The organism is Actinomadura sp. KC06 (assembly GCF_004348735.1).
Lineage (GTDB): Bacteria > Actinomycetota > Actinomycetes > Streptosporangiales > Streptosporangiaceae > Spirillospora.
Genome location: NZ_SMKT01000027.1, coordinates 39,130 through 55,258, shown reverse-complemented (window position 1 = coordinate 55,258; position 16,129 = coordinate 39,130). Strand labels below are relative to the sequence as shown.

Here is a 16,129-nt window from a genome sequence, read left to right as displayed (position 1 = left end):
GGGACCCCGGGCACGAAACGGCACCGGTCGGACGACGAGCGAAGGGGGGCGCTGTGAGCCGCACCGTGGACCGCTGGGATTCCGCGTACCGCACCTGGGTCGCGGAGGCGATCCGGCTGGTCGACGCCGACGCCAACCGCAGCGCCGACACGCACCTGCATGTGTTCCCCCTGCCGCCCGAGTGGGGCATCGATCTTTACCTGAAGGACGAGTCCGTCCACCCGACGGGGTCGCTGAAGCACCGGCTGGCGCGGTCGCTGTTCCTGTACGGGCTCGCGAACGGCTGGATCCGCGATGACACGACGGTGATCGAGGCGTCCAGCGGGTCGACGGCGGTGTCGGAGGCGTACTTCGCGCGGCTGCTCGGGCTGCCGTTCGTCGCGGTGATGCCCGCGTCCACGAGCCCGGAGAAGATCCAGCTGATCGAGTTCTACGGCGGCCGGTGCCATCTGGTGGACGACCCGTCCTCGATCTACGACGAGTCGCGGCGCCTCGCGGCCGAGTGCGGCGGGCACTTCATGGACCAGTTCACCTACGCCGAGCGCGCGACGGACTGGCGCGGCAACAACAACATCGCCGAGTCGATCTTCGAGCAGCTGCGGCTGGAGCGGTTTCCCGAGCCATCCTGGATCGTGGTCGGCGCGGGCACCGGCGGGACGTCCGCGACGATCGGCCGCTACGCCCGGTACCGGCGGTTCCAGACGCGGCTCGCGGTCGTCGACCCGGAGGGCTCGGCGTTCCACGGCTCGTTCGCCGACGGCGACCCGGAGCGGACCGCGGCGGGCTCGCGGATCGAGGGCATCGGCCGCCCGCGCGTCGAGCCGTCGTTCCTGCCCACGGTGATCGACCGGATGATCCACGTGCCGGACGCGGCGTCCATCGCCGCGATGCGCTGGACGAACGAGGTCAGCGGACGCGACGTCGGCGGCTCCACCGGCACCAACATGTGGGGCGTGGCGGAGCTGATCGCGCAGATGCGGGCGCGCGGCGAGCGCGGGAGCGTCGTCACGCTGATCTGCGACGGCGGCGAACGCTACACCGGCACCTACGGTTCGGACGCCTGGCTCGCCGCGCAGGGCCTCCACGTGGAGCCGTACCTGGCCGCGCTGAACGACTTCCTGAAGACCGGCGAGCTGCCCGCCGTCCCGTAGCGCCGTGATGCTCTTCGCCGGAGCCCGGCTAACCCGTGACCCGGACCGGATTGAACAGGTCGGCGTAGATCAGCAGCCCGCCCATGACGATGAGGACGGCCGCCATCACATACGTCACCGGGAGGGCCTTGGCGACGTCCACGTACCCGGGGTCGGGCCTTCGGAAGATCTTGGCGAACAGCTTCTTGACCGCCTCCAGCAGCGCGCCGGCGATGTGGCCGCCGTCCAGCGGCAGCAGCGGAACGAGGTTGAACAGCCCCACCGCGAGGTTCAGCGACCCGAGCAGCATCACGAAGTAGGCGACCTTCTGCGTCCCGTCGATCCGGTCGTCGGCGGCGAACTCGCCGCCGATCCGGCTGACGCCGACGACGCCGATCGGGCCGTTCGGGTCGCGCTCCTCGCCGCCGAAGGCCGCGTTCCAGACGCCGACCATCTTCTGCGGCATCCGCACCAGCGCGCCCGCGGTGCGCGAGGTCAGATCGCCCATCGTGCTCACGACCGCGCCGGGCCCCTGCCGCTCGACCGCGCTGCCGGGGGTGATGCCGAGGAACCCGACGTTGACGATCTCGTCCTCGTTGTCGAGGTCGCGCATCTTGTTGCGGGTGATCGGGACGTTGAGCCGCAGGTCCTTCCCGTCGCGCCGGACGGTCATCGGGACGGTCCGGCCGCCGGCGTCGCGGATCTGCTCCTGAAGGTCCCGGTAGTCGCCGATCTTCTTGCCGTCGAACGCCACGACGCGGTCGCCCGGCAGCAGCCCGACCTGCTTGGCGGGGGTCGGCGGCGCGTTCGCCGGGCAGTCCTTGAGCTCGGACTGGCTCGCCGGGACGATGCACTGGGCGACCGTGTCGATCACCGGCTGGGGCTGGTTCGTGCCGATGCCCATCAGCAGGATCGCGAAGAACAGCACGGCCAGGATCAGGTTCATGGCGGGCCCGCCGACCATGATCAGCGCCTTCTGCCACCACTTCTTGGCGTAGAAGACGCGGTCCTCGTCGCCGGGCCTGACCTCTTCCAGCGCCGCGCCGCGCGCCGACTCGATCAGCCCCTGGAACGGGCCGGTGCTGGCCTGCCTGACCTGCCCCGGCGCGTCGCCCTTGCGCGGCGGCAGCATCCCGATCATGCGGACGTACCCGCCGAGCGGAATCCATTTGATGCCGTACTCGGTCTCGCCGCGCCGCCACGATTTCATCGTGGGCCCGAACCCGACCATGAACTGGGTCGTCCGGACCCGGAACAGCTTGGCGAACGAGAAGTGCCCGAGCTCGTGCAGGGCGATGGACACCAGCAGGCCGAAGAATACGATCAACGCTCCAGCCAGGTAGGCCATGCGGCTTCGCCCTCCGGGTCGTGCACCCCGCACACCGGGGGTGATCTCCAGCAATCAGTTCAGAGTACGTCAACGCCCCGCGTCCGGTTGAATCCTCACTGAGGAAGCCGTGCCGTCCTGGGCGGGTGGCCGCCTGGGTGATGGCTGGTCGTGGGGCGTAGCCGCTGCTAGCCTGACCGGCAGCCGACGATCCCGTGCGGGAGAGTCCCTCGCAGCCGGTGGGGGACGCCGAAGGAGCAACTCCTCCCCGGAACCTCTCAGGCCCACGGACCGCACGGGCGAGGCGACCTCTGGAAAGCGGGGACCTAGTTCCCCCGCCGAAGGTGAAAGCCCGTCCGCCCGTTGCAGGCGGGGACGGGTGAAGCTCTCAGGCGCCGATGACAGAGGGGGAGGCACCGATACGCCCGGTGCGCGAGTGGGACGATGGACCACGCGTGCCCGTGACGAAGGAGCCGAACCCATGCCCGCCGATCCACCCGCGAAAAGCGCGAAGAAAACGCCGTTGCACGACGTCCATACCGACCTCGGCGCGAACCTCGTGGACTTCGCCGGTTACCTGATGCCGCTGCGCTACAGGAGCGAGACCGCCGAGCATCAGGCGGTCCGTACCGGCGCCGGGCTGTTCGACCTGTCGCACATGGGGGAGATCTTCCTCTCCGGTCCCGGCGCGGGTGACGCGCTCGACTACGCGCTGGTCGGGAAGCTGGCGGCGATGCCCGTCGGCAAGGCCCGCTACACGATGATCTGCGGGCCGGACGGCGGCGTCCTCGACGACCTGATCGTCTACCGGCTCGCCGACACGACGTGGATGGTCGTCGCGAACGCCGCCAACGCCGACGTCGTCCGGGACGCGCTGGCCGAGCGGGCCGCGGGCTTCGAGGCCGCCGTGGACGACCGGTCCGGCTCCTACGCGCTGATCGCGTTGCAGGGGCCGCGTTCGCAGACGATTCTCGAAGGGTTCACCGACGCGCCGCTGGCCGACCTCAAGTACTACGCGATCCTCGCGGGACGGGTCGCGGACGTCGACGCGCTCGTCGCCCGCACGGGGTACACCGGGGAGGACGGCTTCGAACTGTTCGTGGACGCGTCCGACGCCGTGCGGCTGTGGAAGGCGCTCGAAGGGGTGGACGGGGTCGTCCCCGCCGGGCTCGCGGCGCGCGACAGCCTTCGCCTCGAGGCGGGCATGCCGCTGTACGGCAACGAGCTGACCGCCGAGACGACGCCGTTCGAGGCGGGCCTCGGACGGGTCGTAAAACTGGATAAACCGGGCGATTTCGTGGGCAAGTCGGCCCTGGCGGCGGTGGCCCAGACCCCGCCGGGCCGTAGGCTCGTGGGACTGGTGGCGCGGGGGCGTCGGGCGCCGCGCAAGGGGTACCAGGTCGTCACGTCCGGCGGCACGCCGTGCGGGGTCGTGACGAGCGGCGCCCCGTCGCCGACACTGGGCGAGCCGATCGCCATGGCGTACCTCGACAGCGGCGCCGGGGAGACCGGTCTCGCCGTGGACGTCCGCGGCCGGCACGAGCCCGTGGACGTGGTGGCCCTGCCGTTCTACAAGCGTTCCTGAAATTCGGGGGAACCCCCGCAGTGAAGAGAGAGAAGTGATCGTGAGCGTTCCGGAGCAGCTCCGCTACAGCGAAGAACACGAATGGGTGTCCGGCCTTGGGGGCGACGACGGCATCGTCACCATCGGCATCACCGCGCACGCCGCCGACGCCCTCGGAGAGATCGTCTACCTCGAGCTGCAGCCGTCCGAGGGCGACGCCGTCGAGGCGGGCGAGCCGTGCGGCGAGGTCGAGTCGACGAAGTCGGTCAGCGACATCTACTCGCCCGTCAGCGGCGAGGTCACCGCGATCAACAGCGCGGTGGTGGACGAGCCGAAGGTCATCAACGACGACCCGTACGGCGAGGGCTGGATCTTCAAGGTCCGCGTGTCGGACGAGCCGGGCGACCTGCTCGACTCCGCGGCCTACGAGAAGCTGATCGAGGAGGCCTGACCGGTGAGCCTGCACGACCCGCTCGCCGAGGCCGACCCCGAGGTCGCCGAGGCCGTCGCCGCCGAGCTGCGGCGCCAGCAGTCCACTCTGGAGATGATCGCGTCGGAGAACTTCGCGCCGGTGTCCGTCCTGGAGGCGCAGGGCTCCGTCCTGACCAACAAGTACGCCGAGGGCTACCCGGGCCGGCGCTACTACGGCGGCTGCGAGTTCGTCGACGTCACCGAGCAGCTCGCGATCGACCGGGCGAAGGCGCTGTTCGGCGCCGAGCACGCGAACGTCCAGCCGCACAGCGGGGCGCAGGCCAACACGGCGGTGTACTTCGCGCTGCTGCAGCACGGGGACACGATCCTCGGCCTCGACCTCGCGCACGGCGGGCACCTCACCCACGGGATGCGGCTGAACTACTCCGGCAAGGTGCTGAACGTGGTGCCGTACCACGTCCGCGCGGAGGACGGCCTCGTCGACATGGACGAGGTGGCCGCGCTCGCGGCCGAGCAGCGCCCGAAGATGATCGTGGCGGGCTGGTCGGCGTACCCGCGGCAGCTCGACTTCGCGGCCTTCCGGGAGATCGCCGACTCGGTCGGCGCGCTGCTCATGGTCGACATGGCGCACTTCGCGGGTCTCGTCGCGGCGGGCCTGCACCCCTCGCCCGTCCCGCACGCGGACATCGTCACGACCACGACGCACAAGACGCTCGGCGGCCCCCGCGGCGGGCTGATCCTCGCCCGCGAGGAGTTCGCCAAGAAGATCAACTCCGCGGTGTTCCCCGGCATGCAGGGCGGCCCGCTGGAGCATGTGATCGCCGCCAAGGCCGTCGCGCTCAAGATCGCCGCGTCCGAGGAGTTCCGGGCCCGGCAGGCGCTCACCGTCGAGGGCGCCCGGCTGCTCGCCGACCGGCTGCTCGCCGAGGACTCGGCGAAGGCAGGCGTCAAGGTGCTGACCGGCGGGACGGACGTCCATCTCGTGCTGGTCGACCTCGTCGGGTCCGACCTCACCGGACGGGACGCCGAGGACCGCCTGCACGACATCGGCATCACCGTGAACCGCAACGCCGTGCCCAACGACCCGCGGCCGCCGATGGTGACGTCCGGGCTGCGGATCGGCACGCCCGCCCTCGCCACCCGCGGCTTCACCGCCGCCGACTTCGCCGAGGTCGCCGACGTCATCGCGCTGGCGCTGCAGCCGTCCTTCGACCGCGACGCCCTGTCCGCCCGGACGAAGGCCCTGGCGGACAAGCATCCCCTGTATCCCGATCTGTGATGTCTCCGCGCCCTCTCGCCCACCGGCGAGGGGGCGCGGCTCCCGAGGGGGCAGCAATGGCCATCAGCGTTTTCGACCTGTTCAAGATCGGCATCGGACCTTCGTCGTCCCATACCGGCGGGCCGATGGCCGCCGCGCACCGCTTCGCCCGCGGCCTGCACCGGGACGGCCTGCTGGAGAAGACGGCGACCGTCCACGCCACCCTCTACGGTTCCCTCGGCCTCACCGGAAAGGGCCACGGGAGCGACAAGGCCGTCATCCTCGGCCTCGAAGGCGACAAACCCGAACTGGTCGACGTGGACAAGGTCGACGAGCGCCTTGAGGCGATCCGCGAACGCGGAACGCTCCACCTCTTCGACGACCACGACATCCCCTTCGTCGTCAACGAGCACCTCGTCTTCGAGCGCAAGGAATCGCTCCCCGGCCACCCCAACGGAATGCGCTTCACCGCCCGCGACGACTCGGGCAACGAATTGCGCTCCAAGGTGTACTACTCGGTCGGCGGCGGCTTCATCCTGGACGAGAACGCCACCGGCGCCGACCGCATCAAGCCCGACGACACCGTCCTGCCCCACCCGTTCGACACGGCCGCCGAACTCCTCGAACGCTGCCGCGAGACCGGCCTTTCCATTTCCGCGCTGATGCTGGAGAACGAGAAGGCGTTCGGCCGCTCGCCCGCGGAGATCCGCGCGGAACTCCTCGGCCTCTGGCAGGTCATGCGCGCGTGCGTCGACCGGGGCTGCACCCGCGAGGGCCTCCTCCCCGGCGGCCTCAAGGTGCGCCGCCGGGCGCCCCAGCTCCACCGGCAGCTCTCCGCCGAGAAGCCCTCCGACCCGCTCCACGCCATGGACTGGGTCACCCTCTACGCCCTCGCCGTCAACGAGGAGAACGCCGCCGGCGGACGCATCGTCACCGCCCCCACCAACGGCGCCGCCGGGATCGTCCCGGCCGTCCTGCACTACTACGACCGGTTCGTCCCGGGCCACGACGACGAGGGCGTCGTCCGCTTCCTCCTCACCGCCGGCGCGGTCGGCGTCCTGTTCAAGCAGAACGCGTCCATCTCCGGCGCCGAGGTCGGCTGCCAGGGCGAGGTCGGCTCCGCCTGCTCGATGGCCGCCGCCGGCCTCACCGAGGTCCTCGGCGGCACCCCCGAGCAGGTCGAGAACGCCGCCGAGATCGGCATCGAGCACAACCTCGGCCTCACCTGCGACCCCGTCGGCGGCCTCGTCCAGGTCCCCTGCATCGAACGCAACGCGGTCGGCGCCATCAAGGCCATCAGCGCCGCCCGCATCTCCCTCCGCGGCGACGGCCGCCACTTCGTCTCCCTCGACAAGGCCATCAAGACGATGCGCGACACCGGCCGCGACATGCTCGACAAATACAAGGAGACCTCGCGGGGCGGCCTGGCCGTCAACGTCATCGAGTGCTGACCGCGCCCGGCGGTTCCGGACGTCAGATGTCGGCGAGGAGGCTTATCTGGCGCTGGATCCCGTCGGGGCCGCCCAGGGCCGGGAAATGGTCGATGGCGTCGTCGCACAGGTCGATGAGCTGCTGTTTCATGGAGATGCGCTTGTCGGAGAAGTCGAAGAACTCGAACGACGGCGCGGCGTGGAGGCCCTTCCACGGGCCCGCGGGGATGGGGGTCGTGACGAGCGCCTGAGCGATGGGGTACAGGACGCCCTGCATGATGGCGACGCCGTTGCGTTCGAGACCGTAGCGGTGGCTGAAGTACTCCTCGCGCTTGGTGCCCGGGATCTTCTTCGTCGTCACGTCGTCGGTGGAGTGCCGGTACAGCTCGTCCAGCAGGCGGAGGGTGTAGCAGTAGGCGGCGTTGAACAGCGTCATCAGGCTGTGGATGCCCGGCTGGTCCTCGAAGTCGTCCACCATCGGGTCGGGCACGACGGGCCAGGTGGCCTTCGGGTCGTCGATCTTGATCTCGTGCTTGTCGCCGTCGACGGCGCCGATGCCCTCCTCGCCCCGCTGGATGCGCAGGAACTTCTCGTAGTGGGTGTAGTCCTCGACCCCGCTCTTGACCTTGATGTGCTCGTGGTCCTTGAGGGTCCCCTCGCCCTGCTCGATGATGATCTTCAGGGCGTCGAGGGCGGTGTCCAGGTTGTGGACGCGGATCGGCTTCCCGTTGCCGAACTCGTTCCAGAAGGCGCGCTTGTACTGCTTGCGCGCGTCCTCGAGCTTCCAGCGGATCTTCCCCTCACGGTCCAGCCTGGTGAAGCCGTCCTGGATGGAGCGGTAGAACGCGCCCAGGCTCTTGTACTGCTCGACGTCCTCGGGATGCGCCGCGAAGGTGACCGCGTCGGGCTTGACCTTGTCCGGCATCTCGATTCTGCGGAACGTGCTCACCTGCTCGGTGGACAGCTTGTCGAGGGAGAGCAGGATCTCGGCGCCGTCCGGGTCGTCGGGGTTGTAGCGGTGCATCATCAGGCTCGGGTACTTCGGGATGAAGTCCTCGTCGTAGAACGTGATCTGGTCGCCGTATCCGATCGCGACCATCAGGTTGCGGACCAGCGCCAGGTGCAGCATCTCCTCGATCGAGATCCCGATCAGCGAGCGCAGCACGCCTCGCGGCGCCGCCCACTGGGAGTGCCCCCGGGTCCTGATCGAGTACGCGGCGTACAGGTACAGCGGGATGGTCGACAGCTCCACCTGTGCGGCGACATGCAGGTGGTTGGCCAAGTCCTCGACGCTCCGGATGCCCTTCTCCGGATCGAGGCTCCGGATCGGTTCGGCTCTGGCCGCCTTGGCCCGGGTCTTCGTGGCCGTCCCGCGGCTCTTCGTGCCGGCCGTCTTGGTGGTCATGGTGCGCCCTTTCCTGTGGGTGTGGTGGTGTCGCTTCCGGTTTCGTGGAAGCCGGGTTCGTGGAAGCCGGAGAAGAAGCCGAGTTCGGTCCAGCGGTGGAGGAGGGTGGCGGCGGGGCCGGGCTCGCAGGCGTCCCCGAAGGCGGCGCCCACCGTGGCGCCTGCGGCCAGGGCGCGCAGGGCCCGGTGGTTGGCGGGGTCGAGCTCCCGCATCGTGACCTCGTAGTCGCGGCGGTTGACGGCCAGGCACACCGGGCGAGGCGCGGGAGGATCGGGGTCCTCCCCCCGCCTGATGGCCGCCAGGTACTCGTGGACGGGGAAGGCCAGGCGCGGAAGGCGGAGGCAGGGCGCCACCGCTGGGCGCAGGGCGGGCAGGTCCGTGGGGCCCGGGAGATCGTCCGGGTGCGGGAGCGGGGTGTTCTCGGTGCCGGGGCCTTCGACGACCTCGGTGACGACGCGTTCCAGCCGCGCCATGTCGATGATCAGGTCGGGCCATTCCTCGCGGCTCCGCGCGTCGTCGGGCCGGGTCGCCGACAGGTGCGCCGCGAAGCCCTCGTCCAGCCGGGACAGCGAGTACGCGGTGGGCGGACGAGCTTCGAGATAGTCCAGGGCAAACCGGTCGAAGGTCTCCTCGCCCAGCAGATGCGTCAGCCCCGGATGCAGGCCGCGCATGGTCTCCAGCAGCCGGAGCCGGTAGCCGCGCCAGTAGATCGCCAGGCGCTGGCGGGCGGTCAGCATCTCGGACGCGGTCAGCGTGCGGGCCGCCTCGTCCAGGTCGCCGTCCGGGTCCAGGATCGCCGTCTGCATCCATCGCTGCAGCCCGGCGAGGTCGGGCGGCTCAGCCATCGCGGCGGCCTCCGGCCGGGACCGTCTGCCGGACGGCTCTGGCGGCGACCTGCCGGGCCTTTCCGAGTTCGTCCTCCAGGACGGGGAAGTCGGGCAGTTTGTCGTCCCATTCCAGGAGAACGGGAATGTCGGGGCGGCGTTCGGCGACGCGGCGGTACAGCTCCCAGACCTCGACGCTGACCGGGCCGTCATGGGTGTCGATGATGTGGGTGCCGTAGTCGGTGTGCCCGGCCAGGTGGATCTGCTCCACCCGGTCCAGGGGGATCGCGTCGAGGTAGTCCACCGGGTCGAAGTCGTGGTTGACCGCCGAGACGTGGACGTTGTTGACGTCCAGCAGCAGCCCGCAGTCGGCGTCCTCGGCGAGCCGGGACATGAACTCCTGCTCGGTCATGGTGGACGCCGTGAACCCGACGTACGTGCTCGGGTTCTCCAGCACCAGCCTGCGTCCCAGGAAGTCCTGGACGGCGCGGACGCGCCCGGCCACGTGCGCCAGCGCCGCCTCGGTGAACGGCAGCGGCAGCAGGTCATGGGTGTTGCGGCCCATGACGCCCGTCCAGCAGACGTGATCGGACACGAGCCGGGCCCCGACCGCGTCGGCAAGGTCGCGCAGCCGGGCCAGGTAGCCGAAGTCGAGCGGATCGGTGCCGCCGATCGACAGCGACACACCGTGCAGGACGATCGGGTAGCGGTCGGCGATCGCGTCCAGGGCGCGGCGGCGGCCGCCCGCGCAGTCCATGAAGTTCTCCGAGATGACCTCGAAGAACCCGACGTCCGGCAGGCGGCGCCGCACATGGTCCATGTGCGGCGCGCGCAGCCCCAGCCCGAAACCGAGCGGCCGTTCCCCGGTGCTCGGCGGCGTCATCGCTTCTTGCTGGTCGCGCCCTTCCGGCGCGTCCCGGCCGACCTCTTGCGGGTGCTCGCCTTGCGGTGCCCGTTCGTGCGGGGGTCCGGCAGGTCGTGGCCGTCGTCGAGGTCGTACTCGGGCAGCATGTCGTCGGGGATGCCCTCGGCCGGGGACGGGCCGAAGGCCAGCCCGGCCCGGTACATCCGGTCCTCCATGATGCGCCTGGCCTGCAGCCACACGCTCTTGCCCTTCATCGGCCCGCAGCTGAACACTCGGCTGACGTTGAGCGGGCTGGCGCAGCTGCCGTTGAACCGGCACGCCTGGTCGCCGGGCCGCCACTGCTGCTCGTCGCTTCCGGCGTAGCCGCAGCCGCCCTGCCCGCGGCAATGCCCCTCGCCGTGGCAGACATGGCGCACGGTCGCGCAGTTCCCGGTTCCGGCCATCGTGGCCCCACCGTCGATGTCGAAGGCGTTGCAGGCGTTCAGGCCCATGCAGATGTGCTGCTCCAGCCCCTCGACCGGGGCGCCGCAGCTCGTCACCCCGAAGGTGACGCCGCTCGCGTCGTCTCTGAGCTCGGCCGCGTACTCCACCGACGACAGCACGTCGTCGGCGCCCGCCTCTTCGTCGTGGCCGTCGTGTTCTCGTTTCACCCTTGCCATGGCTCCCCCGATTTCCGCGAATTCGACGGCAATGTCGAATTCGGTCCTCGATGCCGGTGGACATCGCGCAACCCTCATCCACCTTTGCCGGAACGAAGATCGGTAACCGCGGGCCTCGACTTATTACGTCTAAGGGAGCGCGCACTTCTTCCCTTGACCCGGAACTGACCAGGCCAGACGATCACTTCAAGAAGGCATGCGTTTGACAAGCCGAGAAAATGAGATCGGCAGTCCGTCGACCCGGAAATGGGTTAGGGACGGATGGAAGTTCGCGATTCTCGGGTCAGCTGGTCAGGACGCCGCGGCCGGACGGTGAGTGCGCGCCGCGGCGGGCCTCGTTTCCGCAGTGGCGGCAGGTCACCATGGGGCTGACCGTGTGGCCGCAGGAATGGCGCCAGCGGACGGGCGGATCGTCGGGATGCAGGTGCCGGTCGCCCCACGCCATCAGCACGAGGAGGACGTCGCACAGCTCCACGCCGGCCCGCGTCAGGTGGTACTCGTAGCGGGCCGGGTGGTCGCTGTAGCGCTCGCGGCGGACGATGCGGTTCGCCTCCAGCTTGCGGAGCCGGGACGTGAGGATGTCGCGGGACGCGCCCGTGTTCCGGACGATCTGGTCGAAGCGCCGCACCCCGTAGCTCAGCTCGCGGATGACGAGCAGGCTCCAGCGCTCGCCGACCAGGTCGAGGGTGTCGGCGATGGAGCACTCGCGCGGTGCGGCGTCCTTCGGCATACGGGGCAGCCTAACCGGCGTCAGAGCCGCTCGATGACGGTGGCGTTGGCCAGGCCGCCGGCCTCGCACATGGTCTGGAGGCCGAACCGTCCGCCCCGGTCTTCGAGGGCGTGCAGCAGCGTCGTCATGATGCGGGCGCCGCTCGCGCCGAGCGGGTGGCCGATCGCGATCGCGCCGCCGCGGACGTTGACCTTCGCCAGGTCGGCGCCGGTCTCGCGCTGCCAGGCGAGGACGACCGGGGCGAACGCCTCGTTCACCTCGAACAGGTCGATGTCGTCCAGCGTGAGGCCGCCGCGCCGCAGGACCTTCTCCGTTGCCGGGATGATCGCGGTGAGCATCAGCAGCGGGTCGTCGCCGGTGACGGCGAACGCGTGGAAGCGGGCACGAGGGCGCAGGCCGAGGCGTTCGGCGACGTCCGCGCCCATGACGAGCACGGCCGCTGCGCCGTCGTTGATCGGCGAGGCGTTGCCCGCGGTGATCTTCCAGCCGATCTCGGGGAACCGCTCGGCCGTCCGCTCGTCGTAATAGGCGGGCTTGAGGCGGGCGAGGACCTCCGGTGACGTGTCCGGGCGGACGGTCTCGTCCCGCTGCCCCGGCCAGGCGACCTCGCGGTCGAACTCGCCGTTCTTCCACGCCTCGGCGGCGCGGCGGTGCGACTCGTGGGCGTAGGTGTCGAGGTCCTCGCGCGCCAGATCCCAGCGGGCGGCGATCAGCTCGGCGCTGATGCCCTGGCCGACGAGGCCGCCGGGGTAGCGCTCGGCGAGCATCGGCCCGAACGGGTCGCTGCCGGGCAGGACGGCCGACCCCATCGGCACGCGGGACATCGACTCGACGCCGCACGCGATCGCGATGTCGTACGCGCCGCTCTGCACGCCCTGCGCCGCGATGTGCAGGGCCTGCTGGGACGAGCCGCACTGCCGGTCGACCGTCATCGCCGGGACGCTCTCGGGGAACCCGGCGGCGAGGACGGCGGTACGGGTGATGTTGAGCGCCTGGTCGCCCACCTGGGTGACGACGCCGCCGATGACGTCGTCCACCTGCGCGGGGTCGAGGCCGGCGCGCTCGACGAGCTTCTGGAGCGTCCGCGCCAGGAGGTCGGCGGGGTGGTCGCCGTGCAGCGTCCCGTTCGGCTTGCCCTTGCCGAGCGGCGTGCGCACCGCCTCCACGATCACCGCGTCCCGCATGATCCCCACCTCCGTCTGTTTTTCCAACTCACTCTCGCAGTATCCGATCAGTAAGTTGGAAAACACAACCCACCGGGCTGGTGGCTCCGCTCACATGACGCGGTGGCTCGGCTCACACGGCGAACCCGGGGGCCGCGGCGTGTCGCCGCGACCCCCGGGTCATCGGGCCGCTCAGCGGGAGGGGCCCATGCTGTGGTCCGTCTGTTCCCTCCGTACGTCGAAGCGCCCCTCGGCGGAGCCGCCCGGAAGTGCAGGGTCGGACAAGCGCTGCCTCCTCATGGCCTCGACGTCAGGTTCTCTTCGGACATTAGCCCTGCAAGCCGCTATAGGCCCTCAAACAACCTCAAAGTGCCCGTAACAATCGGGCGCTCAGACGACGGTCGGGGGCTGCTCCTTCTTCACCAGGCGCAGCCGCACCACCGTGGGCACCGAGTCGCGTTCCAGCGCGGCGCACAGCCGCGGCACGCCCTCCTCCTCGATGCGCCGGCGCAGCCCGGCGGCGTCCGCGCGCTGCCCGTACGCGACGTTCAGCCGCAGTTCGGGACGCCTGGACGAGCCGATCAGCCGGGCCCGCACCTTCCGCACTCCCGGGTACTCCCGGATCTCGTCCTCGATCGCGCTCGTGACGGCCTTGGCCGACAGCCGCGTCCCGCCCGCGTCGGCGTCCGGCTCCAGCGCGAGGCCCGCCAGCTTGCCGGAGCGCCCCTGCGCGAGCAGCCACGCCAGCCCCAGCAGCGCCAGGACGACCGCCGCCGCGGCGAGCGCGGGCCAGAACCAGCCGCGCTCGTCGGCGAAGCGGCGCACCTCGCCGGTGAGCACTGGCGCGGAGGCCCGCCCGTCCCCGAAGGCGCCGAGGCCACGGGCGAGGCCCGCGCCCCCGGCAGCGGCCAGCACGACGCCGAGCAGCGTCAGGCCCGTGCGGTTGAGGTGGGCGGGACGGCGGTCCATCACCGGTCCCCCTTCTTCATCCGCACCGAGACCGACCGGGCGGGCAGCGGCTCAAGCCGGTCGAGCCGTTCGCGGACGGCGTCCGCGACGCCCTCGTCCAGCCCCTCGGGCGCGTGCACGGGCGTCTCCGCGACGACCTTCACCCGGCGGCGGCGCAGCCGCACCCGGCGCACCCGCGACACGCCTGGCGCGTCCTCAGCGGCCGCCGCGACGGCGCTCTTGAGCCCGCGCCGGCTCACCCCCATCATCACGCCGGGATCCCGGCCGTGCAGCGGGACGATCCGTGACTTGCCGGGCAACAGCGCCGCCAGCAGGCACAGCAGACCGGCCAGCACCAGGCCACCGAAGATCGCGAGCGCGTACCAGTCGTCCCACGCCGCGTCCTTCGCCCACTCGTACGGGAACACGCGCGCCGGACGGTCGAACAGCGCCGAGATCACCTCGAGCGCAGTGAGCGCCCCGGCGGCCGTCAGCAGCAGCGCGAACAGCATCGCCGGGCGGACCCGGCGCGAGCGGAATGCGTGCTTGGCCGCGCGGTCGGCCTTCCGGGGCTCGTCCACGGGCGCACGCCGCACCGTCGCGGGCCGCGCGCCGGTCTGCGTGGTCACAGCACGGTCCTCTCGCCGGGGGCGGGATGCTCCAGTTCGGCCACGTCGATGTCCACCTGCCGGACGGTGAAGCCCGTCAGCTCCGCCACCCGCCCCCGCACGCTCTCCCGCACCTGCCGGGCGACCTCGCGCACCGGCATCGGGTAGGTCACCGACATCGCCACGCGGGCCGTGACGATGTCCCCGTTCACCCGCACCTCGGTGCGCGCCGGGCCGCGCCCGGGCACCGGCACCCGCAGGACCTTCCGGCCGAGCCCGCCGGACTCGTCGATCTCCCCCGCCGCCTTGGCCACGATCCGCGCCACGACCCGATCACGGATGACCGTCCGCCCCCGCGACGGCGCCTCGGCCTCGTGCTCGGTGCCGGTCATCGGGAGCGCCGGCCGGTGTTCACAGACGTGAAGAGCTGTCTGAGGTCCAGGTTGCCCTCGACGGCGCGGCCCGCGAGGAAGCCGAGCGCGCCCAGGAACAGGACGATGAAGAAGGCGCTGAACCCGCCGAACGCGCCCGCGAACCCGAGCGCCGCGCCGAAGGACAGCCCGACCAGGGGCCACAGCGGTTTCACGTCCATCCGGATCTTCCTCTCGGGCCGTCACCCATCGGCCAGGTCCGCGATCAGCACGTCGATCTTCCGGTCGCCCGCCAGCGGGCGGACCAGGCGGCGGACGTCCTCGGCGATCTCGGGGAGCGGCCGCCCGTAGCGGACGACCACGCCGATCTCGATCTCGTCGTCGCGCACCGCGACGCCCGCCAGCGGGAGGCCCGCGCGGTAGGTCGCGATGCGGACGTGCGGCCCGGCCGTCAGCGTCCGCACGTCCGGGCAGGCCAGGGCCGCCTCGGCGACCTGGTCCGCCAGGTCGGTGCGGGGTGCCCCGGCCGGGGGCGCGTGCATCGTGTCCGTCCAGGCGATCATCGGACGCGGGGCTCCTCGGCCCGCTCCTCGGAGTCCTCGCCCGCGACGTGGACGTCGTCCACGGTGATGTTCACCTCGACGACCTCCAGCCCGCACATGTGCTCGACCTCGGAGATGACGTTGTCGCGCACCGCGCCCGCGAGGTCGGGGATGGACAGCCCGTACTCCACCACGAGGTCGATGTCGACCGCGGCCTGGCGCTCGCCGACCTGCACGTCCACGCCCTGGGTGGCGTCGGACGCCATGCCCGGCAGCCGCTCCTTCACCGACCCGATCGTGCGGGACATGCCGGCGCCCATCTCGTGGACGCCGCCCACCTGCTTGGCGGCCATCGTCGCGACCTTGGCGACGACGGCGTCGGCGATCCTGGTGCGGCCGCCCTCGGTGACGAGTTCGCTGGAGCCGCCGTCGGCGCCCCGCTTGCGCATCGTCCCGACACCGCCCCGGCCGGTGCCCGGCCCGTCGTCCTGGCTCATGTTCGGCTCCCTGCGGAGGGCCGGCCCTCCATGTCCCCGGTTCGCTCCCGCTCGCGAGGTCTCCCCCGCGTCGGCTGACGTCCGGTTCATGCTCACGTCCTCGGCACCGAACCGCCATTTAGGAGAAAGAGCAGGTCAACGCCGGTTTACCCGCCGGGTCCCGCACCGGGACCGGCGGGAGAGCGGCCAGGGGCGGCCGGACGCCGGCCGGAGGCGGCGGGAGGCTGGCCCTTGAACATCTCGCGCATCTTGCGGGCGGCGTCGCCGGGCTTCTTCTTCGGCTGGGGCTTGTCCTTGGCGGGCGGCCGCTTCTCGCGGTCCTGCCCGGTCGTCTCGGACTCGGCCTTCTCCGGCTTCTCGTTCACGACGACTCCCC

The 16,129-nt window shown here is 71.1% G+C and carries 19 protein-coding genes and 1 riboswitch; of the genes, 5 read left to right on the top strand and 14 right to left on the bottom strand.

What is annotated here, in order from left to right:
- The first annotated feature begins 53 nt into the window (after positions 1-53).
- Positions 54-1,151 (top strand): PLP-dependent cysteine synthase family protein, encoded by a 1,098-nt coding sequence (locus tag E1287_RS11885; RefSeq protein WP_131964940.1) that lies wholly within the window; start codon positions 54-56, stop codon positions 1,149-1,151.
- A 28-nt stretch (positions 1,152-1,179) separates the two neighbouring features.
- Here the strand turns inward: E1287_RS11885 and E1287_RS11880 are convergent, their stop codons facing one another.
- Positions 1,180-2,457, bottom strand: a complete 1,278-nt coding sequence (locus E1287_RS11880; RefSeq protein WP_347813966.1) for a M50 family metallopeptidase — start codon at positions 2,455-2,457, stop codon at positions 1,180-1,182.
- A gap of 208 nt (positions 2,458-2,665) precedes the next feature.
- Positions 2,666-2,761: riboswitch (glycine riboswitch) on the top strand.
- A gap of 177 nt (positions 2,762-2,938) precedes the next feature.
- Between E1287_RS11880 and gcvT the strand changes: the two genes are divergently transcribed.
- From gcvT to E1287_RS11860, 4 genes are read left to right on the top strand one after another with little or no spacing between them, the layout of a single operon-like run.
- On the top strand, positions 2,939-4,042 hold the full coding sequence (gcvT, locus tag E1287_RS11875) for a glycine cleavage system aminomethyltransferase GcvT (RefSeq protein WP_131964938.1): 1,104 nt from the start codon (positions 2,939-2,941) through the stop codon (positions 4,040-4,042).
- Between the two features lie 40 nt (positions 4,043-4,082).
- The gene (gene gcvH / locus E1287_RS11870) at positions 4,083-4,472 is read left to right on the top strand and encodes a glycine cleavage system protein GcvH (protein ID WP_131964937.1); all 390 of its coding nucleotides are present in this window, start codon (positions 4,083-4,085) and stop codon (positions 4,470-4,472) included.
- A gap of 3 nt (positions 4,473-4,475) precedes the next feature.
- Complete coding sequence (glyA, locus tag E1287_RS11865; protein WP_131964936.1) at positions 4,476-5,732, top strand: serine hydroxymethyltransferase; 1,257 nt, start codon at positions 4,476-4,478, stop codon at positions 5,730-5,732.
- A 56-nt stretch (positions 5,733-5,788) separates the two neighbouring features.
- Positions 5,789-7,162, top strand: a complete 1,374-nt coding sequence (locus tag E1287_RS11860; RefSeq protein WP_131964935.1) for an L-serine ammonia-lyase — start codon at positions 5,789-5,791, stop codon at positions 7,160-7,162.
- Between the two features lie 22 nt (positions 7,163-7,184).
- Here the strand turns inward: E1287_RS11860 and E1287_RS11855 are convergent, their stop codons facing one another.
- From E1287_RS11855 to E1287_RS11795, 13 genes are all read right to left on the bottom strand, one after another.
- A complete protein-coding gene (locus E1287_RS11855; protein ID WP_131964934.1) occupies positions 7,185-8,546 on the bottom strand; it encodes a ferritin-like protein in 1,362 nt (453 codons plus the stop codon).
- Complete coding sequence (locus tag E1287_RS11850; RefSeq protein WP_131964933.1) at positions 8,543-9,391, bottom strand: DNA-binding domain-containing protein; 849 nt, start codon at positions 9,389-9,391, stop codon at positions 8,543-8,545. The genes E1287_RS11855 and E1287_RS11850 overlap by 4 nt, the downstream gene beginning before the upstream one ends.
- Complete coding sequence (locus E1287_RS11845) at positions 9,384-10,253, bottom strand: DUF692 domain-containing protein (protein ID WP_131964932.1); 870 nt, start codon at positions 10,251-10,253, stop codon at positions 9,384-9,386. The genes E1287_RS11850 and E1287_RS11845 overlap by 8 nt, the downstream gene beginning before the upstream one ends.
- The gene (locus E1287_RS11840) at positions 10,250-10,885 is read right to left on the bottom strand and encodes a hypothetical protein (RefSeq protein ID WP_131964931.1); all 636 of its coding nucleotides are present in this window, start codon (positions 10,883-10,885) and stop codon (positions 10,250-10,252) included. Before E1287_RS11840 ends, E1287_RS11845 begins: the two co-directional genes overlap by 4 nt.
- 292 nt (positions 10,886-11,177) lie before the next feature.
- The gene (locus tag E1287_RS11835) at positions 11,178-11,624 is read right to left on the bottom strand and encodes a helix-turn-helix domain-containing protein (RefSeq protein ID WP_131964930.1); all 447 of its coding nucleotides are present in this window, start codon (positions 11,622-11,624) and stop codon (positions 11,178-11,180) included.
- A 20-nt stretch (positions 11,625-11,644) separates the two neighbouring features.
- Complete coding sequence (locus tag E1287_RS11830) at positions 11,645-12,808, bottom strand: thiolase family protein (protein ID WP_131964929.1); 1,164 nt, start codon at positions 12,806-12,808, stop codon at positions 11,645-11,647.
- 369 nt (positions 12,809-13,177) lie between these two features.
- Entirely contained in the window at positions 13,178-13,756 is a 579-nt protein-coding gene (locus E1287_RS43655) for an alkaline shock response membrane anchor protein AmaP (protein ID WP_165968969.1), read from the bottom strand.
- Entirely contained in the window at positions 13,756-14,364 is a 609-nt protein-coding gene (locus E1287_RS11820; protein ID WP_131964928.1) for a DUF6286 domain-containing protein, read from the bottom strand. The genes E1287_RS43655 and E1287_RS11820 overlap by 1 nt, the downstream gene beginning before the upstream one ends.
- A complete protein-coding gene (locus E1287_RS11815) occupies positions 14,361-14,735 on the bottom strand; it encodes an Asp23/Gls24 family envelope stress response protein (RefSeq protein ID WP_131964927.1) in 375 nt (124 codons plus the stop codon). Before E1287_RS11815 ends, E1287_RS11820 begins: the two co-directional genes overlap by 4 nt.
- Entirely contained in the window at positions 14,732-14,920 is a 189-nt protein-coding gene (locus tag E1287_RS11810) for a hypothetical protein (RefSeq protein WP_131964958.1), read from the bottom strand. The genes E1287_RS11815 and E1287_RS11810 overlap by 4 nt, the downstream gene beginning before the upstream one ends.
- Before the next feature lie 36 nt (positions 14,921-14,956).
- Positions 14,957-15,277 (bottom strand): hypothetical protein, encoded by a 321-nt coding sequence (locus E1287_RS11805; protein ID WP_243718877.1) that lies wholly within the window; start codon positions 15,275-15,277, stop codon positions 14,957-14,959.
- Positions 15,274-15,753 carry an Asp23/Gls24 family envelope stress response protein gene (locus tag E1287_RS11800; RefSeq protein WP_131964926.1) on the bottom strand — a complete coding sequence of 160 codons (480 nt, stop codon included), beginning with the start codon at positions 15,751-15,753 and terminating at the stop codon, positions 15,274-15,276. The genes E1287_RS11805 and E1287_RS11800 overlap by 4 nt, the downstream gene beginning before the upstream one ends.
- A 146-nt stretch (positions 15,754-15,899) precedes the next feature.
- On the bottom strand, positions 15,900-16,118 hold the full coding sequence (locus E1287_RS11795; protein ID WP_131964925.1) for a hypothetical protein: 219 nt from the start codon (positions 16,116-16,118) through the stop codon (positions 15,900-15,902).
- Between the last annotated feature and the right edge of the window lie 11 nt (positions 16,119-16,129).